Below are 12,240 nucleotides of genomic sequence, written 5' to 3'. Positions count from 1 at the left end.
CTCCGGCTTTTTAGCCGCTAAAGAAGTCAAGGCTCGGCCCTCGGCTGAACCACGGCCTTCATGATCCGGCTCATTTCGTCCTGGGTGGCCTCGATCCGGCCCAGCAGGGCCAGGATGGTCGCCTCGCCGAACTGGAGCGTTCGCACGTCATCGGTCAGCCAGAGCTTGAGCAGGCCGCCAAGGCGGCCAAGGTCGCCGTTGACGCGCACCAGCTCGCGCACGTGCTGGTAGTCCATGACGCCCTTGATCTGGTAGCCCTGGCCCACGTCGCGCAGATAGCGCGCCACGCTGACGCCCGCCCTCTTGGCGTTCGCCTCGATCTCGTCTTTCTCTTCGGGGAACACCGGCACCCGCAGGTGCTGCCGCCGCCGGCGGCCGTGTTCCTTTTCGTCGTTCTCCATGCCTCGCCTCGTCTCTCATGCCGGCGGTAGCCGGCTGCCTCGCAGAGCAGGATGACCCGTTGAGCGCCCCCGGCGCGAATAAGGGACAGTGAAGATAGATAACCGGCTCGCCGGTTAGCTAACTTCACACATCCTGCCCGCCTTACGGCGTTAATAACACCAAGGAAAGTCTACACCAGCCATTACGATTTATCCGCAACTATCGCGCTATCAGGCCGCAAAAGCAGCAACGGATATAGCGAAAACCGCCACAATGGCCCATAATGCCGCTATCGAAGCGTGCCAATGCACGCCGATAGCGGACTTTTTGCGTTTCCGTAGCGCCGCTTAGTAGCGTTACATTTGCGATGAGAGGATTAGATGGACGAACACGATGCCAAAGACCTACCCCGAAGAGCTGGCTGAATGGGTGAAGGGACGGGAAGCCAAGAAGCCGCGCCAGGACAAGCACGTGGTCGCGTTCCTGGCCGTCAAGAGCGACGTTCAAGCGGCGCTCGATGCGGGCTATGCGATGAAAACGATCTGGGAGCACATGAAGGAAACCGGCCGGCTGCGCTGTCGGTACGAAACCTTCACCCAGCACGTGAAGCGGTACATCAAGGCCGCGCCGGTAGCTTCCCCGCCGCCTCCCGCCACTCCCCCGGACAGCCAGCCCAAGGGCGCGAAGCCCGAGCCGAAGGCCGCCCCGCCGGCCTCGGAATCCAAGAGTGAGCCGCCCAAGATCGGCGGCTTCACGTTTGATGCGACTCCAAAGAAAGAGGATTTACTGTAATGGCGAAAATTCACATGGTTCTGCAAGGCAAGGGCGGCGTCGGCAAGTCGATGATCGCGGCCACCATCGCGCAGTACAAAGCCGGCAAGGGACAGAAGCCGCTTTGCATCGACACCGATCCGGTGAACGCGACGTTCGAGGGCTACAAAGCCCTCAACGTGCGCCGGCTCAACATCATGGACGGCGACGAGATCAACACCCGGAATTTCGACGCCCTGGTCGAGATGATCGCGTCGGCCGAGGGCGACGTCATCATCGACAACGGGGCCAGCTCGTTCGTGCCGCTGTCGCACTACCTCATCAGCAACCAGGTGCCGGCGCTGCTCCAGGACATGGGCCACGAACTCGTGGTGCATACGGTCGTCACCGGCGGCCAGGCCCTGGTGGACACGGTGAGCGGCTTCGCCCAGCTCGCCAGCCAGTTCCCGGCCGAATGCCTGTTCGTGGTCTGGCTGAACCCGTATTGGGGGCCAATCGAGCACGAGGGCAAGGGGTTCGAGCAGTTGAAGGCGTACACGACCAACAAGGGCCGTGTGTCCGCCATCATCCAGATTCCGGCGCTGAAAGAGGAAACCTACGGCCGCGACTTCGCCGAAATGCTCCAGGATCGGCGCACCTTCGATGAGGCCCTGGCCGATTCGGCGCTCACGATCATGACGCGGCAGCGGCTCAAGATCGTGAAAACCCAGCTCTTCGCCCAGCTCGAAAACGCGGCGGTGCTCTGATGGCGGCCGACGACAAGATCGAGGAGCTGATACGGGAGATCGCGGCCAAGCACGGCATCGCCGTGGGCCGCGACGATCCGATCTTGATCCTCCAGACCATCAACATGAAGCTGATGCAGGACAGCGCATCGGCCCAGCAGGAAATCTTGGACGCCTTCAAGTCGGAACTGGAGTCCATCGCCCACCGATGGGGTGATGACGCCAAGGGAAAGGCGGAAAGGACGCTCAACGCGGCGTTGGCGGCCAGCAAGGACGCCATGACGCGGGGAATGCAGGAGGGCGCGAAGGCGGCCGCCGAGGCCGTGCGGCGTGAGGTTGAGGCGGTGACGGCGCAGCTCGTCGCGCCGATCCGCGAGGCGCGGCGCGTCGCCATGATGAACATGGTCGCGGCCGGCATGGCGGTCGTGGCCGCCGGCCTGGCCCTGTGGGCCTCGCTGTAGATGGCGATGCGGGATCTCATCGTCAGAACTGGCGATGGTCGACCGCGCCGGCGGCATCGCCAGGTTCGGCGATGCTGGCCAGCTCCCGGCATCGTCGCTTGTGACGATGCTGCAGGATGATTCCACCAGGCCCTCGGCGGGCCTCCCTCGCCAGAAATGGCGATGCTCGAGAAAAAAGCCCGGCGACCGCCGGGCTTCGTTTTTATGCGGGCCTGGCTGACAGGCCCAAGGACTGCGATCTCCCTGGCCGCTCCTGGGCCTGGGATTGCTTGCGCTCCTGCTCCTGCTTGCGCATCAGCAGCTCATGCCGGCGGGCGGCCTCGCGCATGGCATCCCAATCGGAAGCCAGCTCGGGGTTCTCGGCGCGCATCTTGCGCGTCGCCAGCTCTTCGATCTTCGGCGAGTGCAGGCCCATGCCTTCCTTGATCTCGCGGACGGCCTCCAGGCGCGCGTGAAGCGTCTGCAAGCGGGCCTGCTGCTGCGCCTGCTGGTTCTGCCAGGCTCGCTTAGAGCCGGGCAAGGAAAGCCGGCCAGGCGCGGACGCCTGGGTCTGCTGCAAACGGGCCTGCTGCCGGTCGATCAGGTTTTCTAGCCTGTCCTCGATGTGCTCCACCTGGTCGTGCTTGGCCTGCACGTAGAGCGCCAGGGTTTCGGGGTAGGACTGCTCGACCGGGGCCGCCTCTAGGGTGGCCTGCTGCTCGATCTCGGCCGCCTGGGCGGCCTCCAGCAAGTCGGCTCCGGTGTCCTCGCGCGAAGCGCCGAAGGCGGCACCGCCGAGGGTGGCCGGCGCGCTGACGCGGGCCGGCTTGGTGGCGCGGCTCTCGGTGCCGCTGCCGGGGATGGTGAGTCGTTTCAAGGGCGTGCCTCCTTTTTAGCCGCTAAAGCTACATGGAGCGCCCCCGCGTCAGTTTCGGGGCCTCTGCGGCGACTGCCGCCTTGCCCTGGGCGTTGTAGCTGATGCTCTTTGCGCTCCCAATTTCAGGTACTTTATCGAAATCTGACCGAGCGTGCATGACAAAGTTCTTGCCGATCTGCTGGTACACGTTGGTGGCGTCGGCATGAACGATCACGCCGGCGTGGGTCTGCTTCTTGTCGGCCGCTTGGGCCGTGTACAGGTTGTAGATGCCGGGCTTCAACGCGCCCGCCTTGTCTACTTTCTGATTCGTCCAAGCGCCGTCCTTTTCGGCCTGAACGATGCGTTGACCGTTCATGACCAAGAGGCGTTCTTTCATCGGGCACTCCTATGGTTGCCGTAGTTCTCAAAAGGGTGATGGTGGCCCCATGCAAGCCGCGCTCCAACAAAAAAGCCGACCTCGGCAAAGCGAGGCCGGCTCTTCCCAGCGGCCGGGTTGTGCGTTTTGTCAGGGTTCCAGGGTAATTTTAAGGAAAACCAACCGATTTATCAGGTCTTTTTGCGTCCGCCGCTGGTCGGATCGGCCGCCCGGCCTTGCGCCATGACGGTTTCCAGGGCCTCCAGCCGGCCGCGAAGCCCGGCCGCTTCCTCGCGGGCCTGGGCAGCGTCGCGCTTCGCCTGGTCGCGCTCGCCCTGGGCGGCGGTCAGCCGCTCGGCCTGGCGGTGTGCCTCGGCCGCCATCGCCTTGCGCTGCTCCTGGTGGGCCTGCTCGGCCGCCTCGGCCTTGGCCTGCACCTTCACCAGCTCCGCGCGCACCTGGTCGCGCTCGGCGGCGGCCGCCTCGGTGGCCTTCCGCTGCTCGGCCTGAGCGGCGCGCGCCTGGTCGGTCGCCTGGTTCGCCCGCTCCAGGTCGGCACGCAGCTCGCCGGCGCGGCGCTCGATCTCGGCGGTACGGCTGTTCGCGGCCGCGAGGTCGGCCCGCAGGGCCTCCACCTGGTCGGCGCTGGCCGTGGCCCTCTCCTGGGCCTTGTCGCGCTCTGCGCGCGCCTGGCGGGCTTCCTGATGGGCGTGATCCAGCTCCGTGCGCAGCTCGCCGGCCCTGGCCTCGGCCGTGGCCGCGCGCTCGCTGGTCGCCGCGAGCTTGCCGCGCAGCTCGTCGGCCTCGCCCTTGGCGGCCGCCTCGACGGCCTCCAGGGCCGCGATGCGGGCCTTGGCCTCGTCCAGCTCGCCGGTGAGCTGGTCGGCCAGCTCTGCGGCTTCCTGGCGCGCTGCTTCCGTCTCCTGGCGCACGGCCTCCAGCGCCTCGCGCTCGGCGGCCAGGCGGTTGTTCGCCATTTCCAGCGCCACGGCCCACAAGTCGCCGCCCAGCTCGGCCAGCTTGTCAGTGATCGCCTGCGGTGCCGGCTCGCGGATCGGGGCGGCCTGGCTGGCCTTGCGTGCGCGCCACTCGTTCATCGCCTCGCTGATGGTGGTGAAGCTGCCGCTGCCGAGCTGCTTGCGCACGTTCGCCAGCGTGGGGTTCTGGCCGGCCGCGTCCAGTTCGTCGGCCACCGCAAATATCTGCTCCTTCGAGATCGCCATGTCGGGCCTCCTTTGGCCGGTTGTATGTTGTAGCGTGAAGCATACTACAACATACAACACTACGCAAGCGGTTTAGCTGAACTTTTTTTAGCGGCTAAAACGCGGGCAAAAAAAGCCCCGCTCGATGGCGGGGCGATGGGTGGGGGTCGGTGGTCGGCGATGCCCGGCGCTGGGCGTGTCAGCCCTCCAGCAGCGCGACAAGCTGCACGGTGCCAAGGTCGGCCTCGAACTCCTGGCCGTCATCCTCGTATTTGAGCCAGGCCCAGCCCTCGGCCGGGGGCCGGCGGTTGAGGATCAGCCGTGCCGGCCGGTCGTCGTGCTTGACCTGGATGATGGCCTTCTTGAGCTTGTCGGGGTCGGCCTCCTTCGGCTCCTTCTTCCCCTTGGCGTCATCATCCTGCGGCCCCTGCTCGCCGTCGCCGGCCTCGGCGTCGGTCTTGCCGGTCAGCGCATCGACGGTGTTGGGATCACGGTCGCCGTCCTCGTGACTGCGCTTGTCCTCCAGGAACTCGCGCAGCAGCTTCACCGAGCCGCGCGTCAGCTCCTGGCTGTCGTCGGCCAGCCAGGCGGCCACCTCGTCGGGGTTCTTCTTGTAGGCCGTCACCAGCTCGTTGATGACAGTCACGTCCTTGCCCCGGCCGCTATTGAACGCCTCGGCAATGGGTTCGGGCAAGTCCAGCAGCGTGACGTGCTGCGTGACGAAGGCCGGCGACTTGCCGATCTCCTTGGCGATCTCGCCCTTCTTCTTGCCCTTCGCCAGCTCGCGGCCGATGAAGTCGGCGATCTCACGCGCCGTCAGCTCGTTGCGTTGCAGGTTCTCGATAACCTGGTCGGCCTCGTTGTAGTCGTTGTCGATGAAGGCCGGGATCGTGGTCTTGTGCGCCCACTTCGAGCCGCGATAGCGCCGCGCGCCGTGGTTGATGAGGTAGCGCCCCGGTGCGTCCGGGTTCTCGCGCACGCTGATGGGCGACTTCACGCCGCGCGCTTTGATCGTCTCGCCGATCTCCGCGATGCTCTCCGGCGAGAAGCCGGGGTTGTCGGCCGTGCGCGGCTGGTGCGGGTCTTCGTCGATCAGGTCAAGCGGCAGCTCCTGCGGGCCTGCGCCGCCGGCGTTGGCCGCCGGCTGCTCGTTCAGCAGGCCGGCCAGGTCGCCCAGCCCGTCCAGGCCCAGCCCGGACGATTGCGGCTTGTCCTGCTCCTTCTTCTTGGCGTTGGTCTTGGCGCTCATTGCGCGATCTCCATCTTCGTGAACACGTAATCCGCCAGCGCACGCACCTCCTGGGTGGCCTTCCGCGCGGCGGTCTTCTTGATCTTCCACACCGGCATCTGCTCGCCCAGCGCCTCGGCGATGCTGTCACGCGCGCCGATGCTGAACGGCAAGATGAGCTGCGGGTATGCCTGCTGCAACGTCGCCAGGTTGTTGACGTGGCGCGGCTTCCGCGCGTCCACCTTGTTCGGCACCATGCCGAGGAAGCGCAGCTTGGGGTTCTGCTTGCGCAGGTTGCTGATGACCGCGACCATCTTCTTCATGCCCTGCAAGCTGTACGCCTCCATTTCGATGGGCGACAGCATGTAGTCGGCCGTCAGCACGGCCGCCGTCATGGCGACGCCAAGGGAGGGGGCCGTGTCGATCAGGCACACGTCGAAGAACTCGCCCAGCGCGGCCACACTGGCCCGCAGCGCGGCGGCCGCCTGGGAAAGCTCCATCTTGTCCAGGTTCGCCAGGTTGGCGTCTGCCGCGATCAGCGCCAGGCCGTCATCCTCCCGGTCAGCGAACCAGGCGCGCAGCTCGTCGCCGCCGGCGGTGAACATGCGACTGGCGGGATAGCCCGAGTCGTGGCCGGCCAGCGTCCAGCTCGCATTGCCCTGGGTGTCCAGGTCGATCACTGCAACCCGAAGGCCGCGCTCCTGGAAGTCGAACGCCAGGTGGCAGGTTGCGAACGTCTTGCCTTGACCGCCTTTCTGAATTGCCGTGACCAGTGTTTTCATGAGTTGGGTTCCTGTTTCCTCTTTCCCTTGGCGTCGGCTTCCCAACGCTTGACGATGAACGCTTGATGCTCCGGCAGTACCGCCGTCACCCGCTCGAAGCCCTGCGGGAGCACTTCCCCCGCCACTGCCCACACGCGGCTGACCGCTTGCGATACCGCCCCCTTGGTCAGCCCCAGCGAGGCCACAAACTCGGCCTGGGGCCTTCCATCGACCAGCACGCCGCGCGCTATGTCGATGGTCTGTTGCCCGATCTCCAGGCCCTTGATCGCCGCCTGGAATTGGGCTTCGGTTAGCCGTTTCTTCATGGAGAACACCCATATAAACTCCACACCCGGTTGTTGAACAAAAGGCGGTGCCAGCCGCCGACCATGTGCAGAAGTTTAGCTAAACTCGCCGCCCGCGTCAAGCGTTTTAGCGGCTAAAAATGGGCGCGTGATCTTCTTTCTTGGCGTTCAACCTGGCCGCGTCAGCGGCACTCATGAAGAACGTCATCAGCGGGCCGACCGTGCGGCTCGAACCGTTGGCAAAGCACACGTCGAACTGACCGCCGGCGGTGTGCGGATCGACGCCTTCCACCAGTCGCCAGGGGTCAAGGCCCCATTCCTCGGATTGCGCGCTGTACCAATAGGCCGGCGCATCGCCGTTCAAGTCGCTGGCCGCGTACTCGCGCACCAGGACGGCCACCCGGCCGGTGTTCGGCTCCACGAATCCCGGCGGGTAGGGTAGGGTCTGTTTTTTCATGTCAAAGCCCCTTCGGCTTGTAGATCGAAACGAAGTAGGTGATCGCGGTCAGCACCGCGAAGTACGCCAGGAACGACCAACCGGCATACACGCCAGGCGTGTTCCAGTGGTAGAGCATCCGCACGAACTGGAAGAAGGTGGCAATCGACAGCACCCACTTGAGGATCGGCCAGACCAGCACGGTCGCCACCCATACGAACTTGACCAGGCCGGCCAGCAGGCCAGCACCGGGGGCCTTGTTGGGGGCAGCAGACGCGGCGGCAGGCTCCACCGGCGCGGGCGCGGCGGGCTGCTCGATCTCCTTGGGGAACTTGATGATGTTGGACATAGCTTGACCCTCCACGCGCTTACGTGTTGAATGCTGGGTGCTCCCACTCGGAAGCATGGTTACGGTGTGCCAGCACCAGGCCAAGCGCCCCGGATCACTCCGGGGCGTTCCTCCACCTGGGGCCGCCCTTGATCTTGCCTCGGCTCACGCAATACTCCTTCTTGGCGTCCTCGATAGGCCCGGCCGTTGCCGACCGGGCCATGTGCTCTTACCAGCCGGCCCGGCGCTTGGCCTGCTCGACGGCTTCCATCGACCAATGGCCCTTGGCCTGCCCCTCCAGGGAGCATCCGGCGAAGTACGCCTTGCCGCGCAGTTCCTCGGCTTTGCACACCAGCTCGGCCGCCTCGGCCATCATGGCCGCGATCTCGTCACGGCGGGCCGGGAAGTCGGTCGCTGCCGCGCCCTCCAGCTCGTCAATCCAGGGCATAATCTTGTTGTCGCTCATCGGACTTTCTCCGGTAGTTGACCTGGGCAATGTGCCCGGCCTTCAAGTGCTATATTAGGGCAAAATGCCCTAACCTGTCAAGCACTTTAGCTAAACTTTTTTCGCTTTACCGGAATCCGAAGGCTAAACTTTAGCCGCTAAAACCTTTCCCTTGGCGTCAATCCTCTTTCCAGATCACGCCCAGCCCGGCCTGGTCGCACAGGATCGCCCATGCCGCATAGGGAATCGGGGTGTCCTCGCCGATCCAGCGGCGGATCGTGCGGTCGCCCTTCGCGCCCAGCCCCAGCGCCTTCGCGGCCTTGCTGCCGCTGAACCCGGCCAGGCGCAGCACCTCTCGGACTTCCTCGCCGGTCGGTTGCGCCCAGCGTTCGGCCGGCTTCAAGCACTCCAGCCGGATATTGGCGTCGTTCGTCATTCGTTCGTTCTCCTGGTCAAGTGATAAGCCGCAACTGGTCGAAGCCGTAGATCGACTGGATGCAGCTCGGGTCTGAATCGACCACGCGCCGGCCTGCGCGATTGGTCTTGTACGTTACCGGCCTGTCGTCGTGCGCCCACACCTGGCGGGTGTCGGGATGCACCTTCACGATGATGATGCGCTTGCCGATGTAGCGGTCGAAAACCGGGTGATGGACGCTCACGATCTCGCACCGCTGGCCGGGCTTGAACTCCACCAGGTCGGCCGGGCCTCCATCGCCATTCCTGGCGATGCTGCAGGTTGCCGCGCTCGCTCGCGGCATCGTTGTTTCCGGCGATACAGGCCCGCCCTCGCCCGGCTCGGCATCGTCGGCTTTGACGATGCTGCAGGTCATCGTCGTTTCTGGCGATGCGGGATCTCGCTCCGGGCCTGCGCCGGTGATTTTTCCCTTGGCGTCCAACCCGGCGGCCCTGGCCGCCTTGATCCTGGTCGCGGCCTCGGCCGCCCAGCGCCTGGCGATGAAGGCCCGATGCGAGGGCAGCACCACATCGACCAGGACGAACCCCGGCGGCACCAGGACGGTCGCCGGTGCGCGCCGCGCCGGCGGCTCCAAGCCGGCCAGCCAAGCGGGCAGGGGAGCATCGGCCAGGCGGTCGCGGTAGCTGGCCTCGACCATCACCGGGCGCTTCTTCTCGGCTCGCTGCGCAGCCAGGATGCCGCGCGCAACCTCGTCCACCGTCATGCAGCCCTGCGCCGTGTCGAAGTGCGAGCGGTAGCCCGTTTCGGAGATAAACGGCCTGTCCAGGTCGATGACGTGGAACTGGAAGTGGGCACCCAGCGGCCCGCCGTAGCCGGCCTCGTACTCCACCAGGGCGCGCATGTCGCCATCCGCGACCAGGAACTGGCCGCGCTGGCCCCACAAGGGCACGTCGCCAGGCACCGCCGCGCAATGGCGCTCGATGACCTGGCCGGGCGCGTCGTGGTCGGCCATGCTGCCCACGTGCGTTCCGCCGTTCATCTTCCAGATGACGGCCTCGTATCGGTCGCTGGCCGCCTCGGCGGCCGCACCGTCACCGCGCATGATCGCCGCGTCGATCTCCACCACGGCCGCCACGGCGGCGGCCAGCAGCTCGTCGCGGTCGGTGGGCAGCTCGGCCAGCAGCTCGGCCGCCGGCGCGTTCCAGTCCTGGCCCGGCTGGGCCGGCGTCTTGCGTTTCTTCGCCATCGGCCGGCCCCTCAAGTGTCAGCACGCCGCCACGCGATCACGTCGCGGGCTTCGTAGCCGTGGCGCTTGCAGTCGTCGCAGAATCCCGAGCTGAACCCCTTGTGGTTCGTGCCGATCCATGCGGCCGGCTTGCCGCATTCGTGGCCGTAGGTGCCCGGCTCGGCGTTGTGGCACTTGCCGTCCGTCGCGTAGCTGTTCGTCGGTGCCTGGGGAGCGTTGTTCCTGGTCATGGTCGCCTCCTGGAAGCCCCGGCCGAAGCCGGGGCCGCCCCTCATCAGTCAATAGCCCGGTAGATCGCGGCCGCCTCGGCGTGGCTGGCTGCGAAGCCGCGCAGGAAGTGATAGCGGTCGATCAGGGCATCGCCGGCGTCCGTGTCGGCGGCCTCGGCCGCGAGCTGACCCAGCGCGAACAGGGTTGCGACAATGCCGGCGGCGTCGGCCGACAACTCGCCTCGGAAGCCGTTGCCGTCCACCTCGATCTCCAGGCGGTCGGCCAGGTCGGGGGCCATGTAAAAACCGCCGTCCGACAAGGTGTAGTAGTGCCAATACGCGCCGCTGTAGCGTTCGCAGAGCCGGCGAAGCCAGGCATACACCAGGGCCTCGCCGCGCATCATCAGACGCGGGCCGAAGTAGGCGGGCAGGAAGTCGAGGCGCTGGGCCTCGGCGACCAGGGAAGCGGTAACGGGTTGCTCTTGGGTGTTCATCGGACTTTCTCCGGTAGTTGACCTGGGCGAAATGCCCGGCCTTCAAGTGCTATATTAGGGCAAAATGTCCTAATCGTCAAGCACTTTAGCTAAACGTTTTAGCCGCTAAACCTTGCCCTTTCCCTTGGCGTGCATTACAATGTAATTCACGAACCCAACCGGAGAACCAATCATGGCTGCAAACCAGCTCGTACAAACGCGCATCGACGGCGCGATCAAGGAAGAAGCGGCGGCCGTCCTGGCCGCGATGGGCCTTACCGTGTCCGACGCGGTGCGGCTGCTGCTCACGAAGGTGGCCCAGGACAAGGCGCTGCCCTTCGAGCCGCTGATTCCGAACGCCACCACCATCGAGGCGATGAAGGAAGCCCGCAAGGGCAAGCTGCCGCGCTTCGCCACCGTCAACGATCTGATGGCCGATCTGCATGCGGCAGATTGAGCGCACCGGCCAGTTCAAGCGCGACTACAAGCGCGAGGCGAAAGGGCAGCACCGGGCCACGCTCGACGCCGACCTGGTGCCCGTCCTGGTCGCGCTCGCCGACGACCAGCCGCTGGAACCTCGGCACCGCGACCACGCGCTGACCGGGGACTGGAAGGATCACCGGGATTGCCACGTCAAGCCCGACCTGGTGCTGATCTACCAGAAGCCCGACGCCGACACGCTGCGCCTGGTGCGCCTCGGCTCTCACTCCGAACTCGGCTTGTGATCGGCGCGGGCCTGGCCCCGCGTCTCACGTTTCATTGACACTTGAGGGGCGCTTTCCGCGCCACCGGCCGAGCTGGCCGACCCCCTTCCTTGGCGTAAAACCTGCGGCGGTGGAGCTGCTGCGATGCTTGAGGATCGCGCGGCCGGTCGAACCGCGGCGACCTGGTTGGGGAGTGTGAGGGGGCTTTGCCCCCTCGCAAGCTCTCGAACTTACTGCCTTCCGCCAGGCGCTTGCGCCTGGCTCTCCTAAGCCGTAGCGCCGAAGGCGCTCCATTGTGGGGTGAGGCCGCAAGGCGGCCGAGGGGCGTAGCCCCTGGGGGGATGGGAGGCCGCTTGCGGCCGGGTGGGATCGAGAAGGGGGGTTTCCCCCCTTCGGCGGCCGGTCATGCTGCGCGGTAGCTTGGGCCGTGTTGCCGTTTTTTTCGCCAGCCTCTGGTTAAAACTACCTGGTTATATAAAAAGGTTATAAAGACGGTTAAAAACCTGGTTAGCATGACCGAAAAACGCGCGTAAACCGTTGTCACGCCAAGGAAAAGCGCGAAGAGGCCGCCCCTCAAGTGTCAATGGATAAGCCCCCCATGTGTCAATACGCTGCCCCTCAAGTGTCAAGAACCGCGCCCCTCAAGTGTCAGTAGGGCCGCCCCTCAAGTGTCAATACCGGGGCAGGGTTCCTAACAGGGTTATCCACAACTTCGGTGGATAACTCCATGCCGATCAGGCACTTAGGCCGCCTCGGCGGCCGCCTGGACGGCTCGACCAGGCCGAAATCGGCCGCTGCCCCCCAAGTGTCAACATCGCGCCGGCCCCGCTGCCCCTCAAGTGTCAACGTCAGGGCTGCGCCGGCCGGCCTCGGCCGACTTGTCCCGAAACTGTCCACAACGGCCGCGCCGGTGGGGCAGGGCAGGGAAGGCCCCGGAAA

Annotated in this window: 19 protein-coding genes; 5 read left to right on the top strand and 14 right to left on the bottom strand. The window is 65.6% G+C overall.

The window, feature by feature from the left end:
- Positions 1 to 26: 26 nt before the first annotated feature.
- Positions 27 to 401, bottom strand: a complete 375-nt coding sequence (traJ, locus tag ACIGJC_RS31545; RefSeq protein WP_000426567.1) for a conjugal transfer transcriptional regulator TraJ — start codon at positions 399 to 401, stop codon at positions 27 to 29.
- A 373-nt stretch (positions 402 to 774) separates the two neighbouring features.
- On the opposite strand from traJ, the gene ACIGJC_RS31540 reads away from it, so the two are divergent.
- Genes ACIGJC_RS31540 through ACIGJC_RS31530 form a run of 3 tightly spaced genes read left to right on the top strand, consistent with a single transcriptional unit; the run spans position 775 to position 2,338 of the window.
- Positions 775 to 1,173 carry a TraK family protein gene (locus tag ACIGJC_RS31540; protein ID WP_001127128.1) on the top strand — a complete coding sequence of 133 codons (399 nt, stop codon included), beginning with the start codon at positions 775 to 777 and terminating at the stop codon, positions 1,171 to 1,173.
- Positions 1,173 to 1,898 carry a nucleotide-binding protein gene (locus tag ACIGJC_RS31535; protein ID WP_011114058.1) on the top strand — a complete coding sequence of 242 codons (726 nt, stop codon included), beginning with the start codon at positions 1,173 to 1,175 and terminating at the stop codon, positions 1,896 to 1,898. Before ACIGJC_RS31540 ends, ACIGJC_RS31535 begins: the two co-directional genes overlap by 1 nt.
- Positions 1,898 to 2,338: a conjugal transfer protein TraM gene (locus ACIGJC_RS31530; protein ID WP_000718516.1), complete on the top strand. Its 441-nt coding sequence runs from the start codon at positions 1,898 to 1,900 to the stop codon at positions 2,336 to 2,338. The genes ACIGJC_RS31535 and ACIGJC_RS31530 overlap by 1 nt, the downstream gene beginning before the upstream one ends.
- Positions 2,339 to 2,540: 202 nt before the next feature.
- Here the strand turns inward: ACIGJC_RS31530 and kfrC are convergent, their stop codons facing one another.
- The 13 genes from kfrC to ACIGJC_RS31465 form a co-directional block, all read right to left on the bottom strand.
- Entirely contained in the window at positions 2,541 to 3,194 is a 654-nt protein-coding gene (gene kfrC / locus ACIGJC_RS31525) for an IncP plasmid survival protein KfrC (RefSeq protein WP_000826922.1), read from the bottom strand.
- Between the two features lie 28 nt (positions 3,195 to 3,222).
- A complete protein-coding gene (gene kfrB, locus ACIGJC_RS31520; RefSeq protein ID WP_000664557.1) occupies positions 3,223 to 3,570 on the bottom strand; it encodes an IncP plasmid survival protein KfrB in 348 nt (115 codons plus the stop codon).
- A 170-nt stretch (positions 3,571 to 3,740) separates the two neighbouring features.
- Positions 3,741 to 4,772 carry a DNA-binding protein gene (locus ACIGJC_RS31515; RefSeq protein ID WP_011114059.1) on the bottom strand — a complete coding sequence of 344 codons (1,032 nt, stop codon included), beginning with the start codon at positions 4,770 to 4,772 and terminating at the stop codon, positions 3,741 to 3,743.
- 178 nt (positions 4,773 to 4,950) lie between these two features.
- A complete protein-coding gene (locus tag ACIGJC_RS31510) occupies positions 4,951 to 6,000 on the bottom strand; it encodes a transcriptional repressor gene korB (RefSeq protein WP_011114060.1) in 1,050 nt (349 codons plus the stop codon).
- The gene (locus ACIGJC_RS31505) at positions 5,997 to 6,761 is read right to left on the bottom strand and encodes a ParA family protein (protein ID WP_011114061.1); all 765 of its coding nucleotides are present in this window, start codon (positions 6,759 to 6,761) and stop codon (positions 5,997 to 5,999) included. Before ACIGJC_RS31505 ends, ACIGJC_RS31510 begins: the two co-directional genes overlap by 4 nt.
- Positions 6,758 to 7,066, bottom strand: coding sequence for a transcriptional regulator KorA (locus ACIGJC_RS31500; RefSeq protein ID WP_011114062.1), 309 nt, complete (start codon positions 7,064 to 7,066; stop codon positions 6,758 to 6,760). The genes ACIGJC_RS31505 and ACIGJC_RS31500 overlap by 4 nt, the downstream gene beginning before the upstream one ends.
- Positions 7,067 to 7,172: 106 nt before the next feature.
- Positions 7,173 to 7,502, bottom strand: coding sequence for a DUF2761 domain-containing protein (locus ACIGJC_RS31495; protein ID WP_011114064.1), 330 nt, complete (start codon positions 7,500 to 7,502; stop codon positions 7,173 to 7,175).
- A 1-nt stretch (position 7,503) separates the two neighbouring features.
- On the bottom strand, positions 7,504 to 7,830 hold the full coding sequence (gene kleE, locus ACIGJC_RS31490) for a KleE stable inheritance protein (protein ID WP_011114065.1): 327 nt from the start codon (positions 7,828 to 7,830) through the stop codon (positions 7,504 to 7,506).
- A 208-nt stretch (positions 7,831 to 8,038) separates the two neighbouring features.
- Entirely contained in the window at positions 8,039 to 8,275 is a 237-nt protein-coding gene (gene kleA / locus ACIGJC_RS31485; RefSeq protein WP_011114066.1) for a stable inheritance protein KleA, read from the bottom strand.
- 157 nt (positions 8,276 to 8,432) lie between these two features.
- On the bottom strand, positions 8,433 to 8,690 hold the full coding sequence (gene korC, locus ACIGJC_RS31480; RefSeq protein ID WP_011114067.1) for a transcriptional repressor KorC: 258 nt from the start codon (positions 8,688 to 8,690) through the stop codon (positions 8,433 to 8,435).
- A gap of 16 nt (positions 8,691 to 8,706) precedes the next feature.
- On the bottom strand, positions 8,707 to 9,915 hold the full coding sequence (locus ACIGJC_RS31475) for a hypothetical protein (RefSeq protein WP_011114068.1): 1,209 nt from the start codon (positions 9,913 to 9,915) through the stop codon (positions 8,707 to 8,709).
- 11 nt (positions 9,916 to 9,926) lie between these two features.
- Complete coding sequence (locus ACIGJC_RS31470; RefSeq protein WP_012478187.1) at positions 9,927 to 10,145, bottom strand: hypothetical protein; 219 nt, start codon at positions 10,143 to 10,145, stop codon at positions 9,927 to 9,929.
- Between the two features lie 44 nt (positions 10,146 to 10,189).
- Positions 10,190 to 10,618 (bottom strand): antirestriction protein, encoded by a 429-nt coding sequence (locus ACIGJC_RS31465; RefSeq protein WP_011114069.1) that lies wholly within the window; start codon positions 10,616 to 10,618, stop codon positions 10,190 to 10,192.
- 172 nt (positions 10,619 to 10,790) lie between these two features.
- Here ACIGJC_RS31465 and ACIGJC_RS31460 point away from each other — a divergent pair, with 172 nt between their 5' ends.
- Together ACIGJC_RS31460 and ACIGJC_RS31455 are read left to right on the top strand one after the other, a co-directional pair.
- Complete coding sequence (locus ACIGJC_RS31460) at positions 10,791 to 11,054, top strand: type II toxin-antitoxin system RelB/DinJ family antitoxin (RefSeq protein ID WP_011114070.1); 264 nt, start codon at positions 10,791 to 10,793, stop codon at positions 11,052 to 11,054.
- The gene (locus tag ACIGJC_RS31455) at positions 11,041 to 11,322 is read left to right on the top strand and encodes a type II toxin-antitoxin system YafQ family toxin (protein ID WP_011114071.1); all 282 of its coding nucleotides are present in this window, start codon (positions 11,041 to 11,043) and stop codon (positions 11,320 to 11,322) included. The genes ACIGJC_RS31460 and ACIGJC_RS31455 overlap by 14 nt, the downstream gene beginning before the upstream one ends.
- The last annotated feature ends 918 nt before the right edge of the window (positions 11,323 to 12,240 follow it).

It is taken from the genome of Cupriavidus sp. C3SS-1 (assembly GCF_057073755.1).
This window is presented reverse-complemented; position numbering and strand designations above follow the sequence as displayed.

Bases quoted from the DNA above. Each gene is read 5' to 3' on its own strand.
- ACIGJC_RS31515 (WP_011114059.1), bottom strand. From the start codon at position 4,772: ATGGCGATCTCGAAGGAGCAGATATTTGCGGTGGCCGACGAACTGGAC.
- ACIGJC_RS31500 (WP_011114062.1), bottom strand. From the start codon at position 7,066: ATGAAGAAACGGCTAACCGAAGCCCAATTCCAGGCGGCGATCAAGGGC.
- ACIGJC_RS31495 (WP_011114064.1), bottom strand. From the start codon at position 7,502: ATGAAAAAACAGACCCTACCCTACCCGCCGGGATTCGTGGAGCCGAAC.
- kfrB (WP_000664557.1), bottom strand. From the start codon at position 3,570: ATGAAAGAACGCCTCTTGGTCATGAACGGTCAACGCATCGTTCAGGCC.
- kleE (WP_011114065.1), bottom strand. From the start codon at position 7,830: ATGTCCAACATCATCAAGTTCCCCAAGGAGATCGAGCAGCCCGCCGCG.
- ACIGJC_RS31510 (WP_011114060.1), bottom strand. From the start codon at position 6,000: ATGAGCGCCAAGACCAACGCCAAGAAGAAGGAGCAGGACAAGCCGCAA.
- kleA (WP_011114066.1), bottom strand. From the start codon at position 8,275: ATGAGCGACAACAAGATTATGCCCTGGATTGACGAGCTGGAGGGCGCG.
- ACIGJC_RS31460 (WP_011114070.1), top strand. From the start codon at position 10,791: ATGGCTGCAAACCAGCTCGTACAAACGCGCATCGACGGCGCGATCAAG.
- traJ (WP_000426567.1), bottom strand. From the start codon at position 401: ATGGAGAACGACGAAAAGGAACACGGCCGCCGGCGGCGGCAGCACCTG.
- korC (WP_011114067.1), bottom strand. From the start codon at position 8,690: ATGACGAACGACGCCAATATCCGGCTGGAGTGCTTGAAGCCGGCCGAA.
- ACIGJC_RS31535 (WP_011114058.1), top strand. From the start codon at position 1,173: ATGGCGAAAATTCACATGGTTCTGCAAGGCAAGGGCGGCGTCGGCAAG.
- ACIGJC_RS31465 (WP_011114069.1), bottom strand. From the start codon at position 10,618: ATGAACACCCAAGAGCAACCCGTTACCGCTTCCCTGGTCGCCGAGGCC.
- ACIGJC_RS31505 (WP_011114061.1), bottom strand. From the start codon at position 6,761: ATGAAAACACTGGTCACGGCAATTCAGAAAGGCGGTCAAGGCAAGACG.
- ACIGJC_RS31530 (WP_000718516.1), top strand. From the start codon at position 1,898: ATGGCGGCCGACGACAAGATCGAGGAGCTGATACGGGAGATCGCGGCC.
- ACIGJC_RS31455 (WP_011114071.1), top strand. From the start codon at position 11,041: ATGCGGCAGATTGAGCGCACCGGCCAGTTCAAGCGCGACTACAAGCGC.
- ACIGJC_RS31470 (WP_012478187.1), bottom strand. From the start codon at position 10,145: ATGACCAGGAACAACGCTCCCCAGGCACCGACGAACAGCTACGCGACG.
- ACIGJC_RS31540 (WP_001127128.1), top strand. From the start codon at position 775: ATGCCAAAGACCTACCCCGAAGAGCTGGCTGAATGGGTGAAGGGACGG.
- ACIGJC_RS31475 (WP_011114068.1), bottom strand. From the start codon at position 9,915: ATGGCGAAGAAACGCAAGACGCCGGCCCAGCCGGGCCAGGACTGGAAC.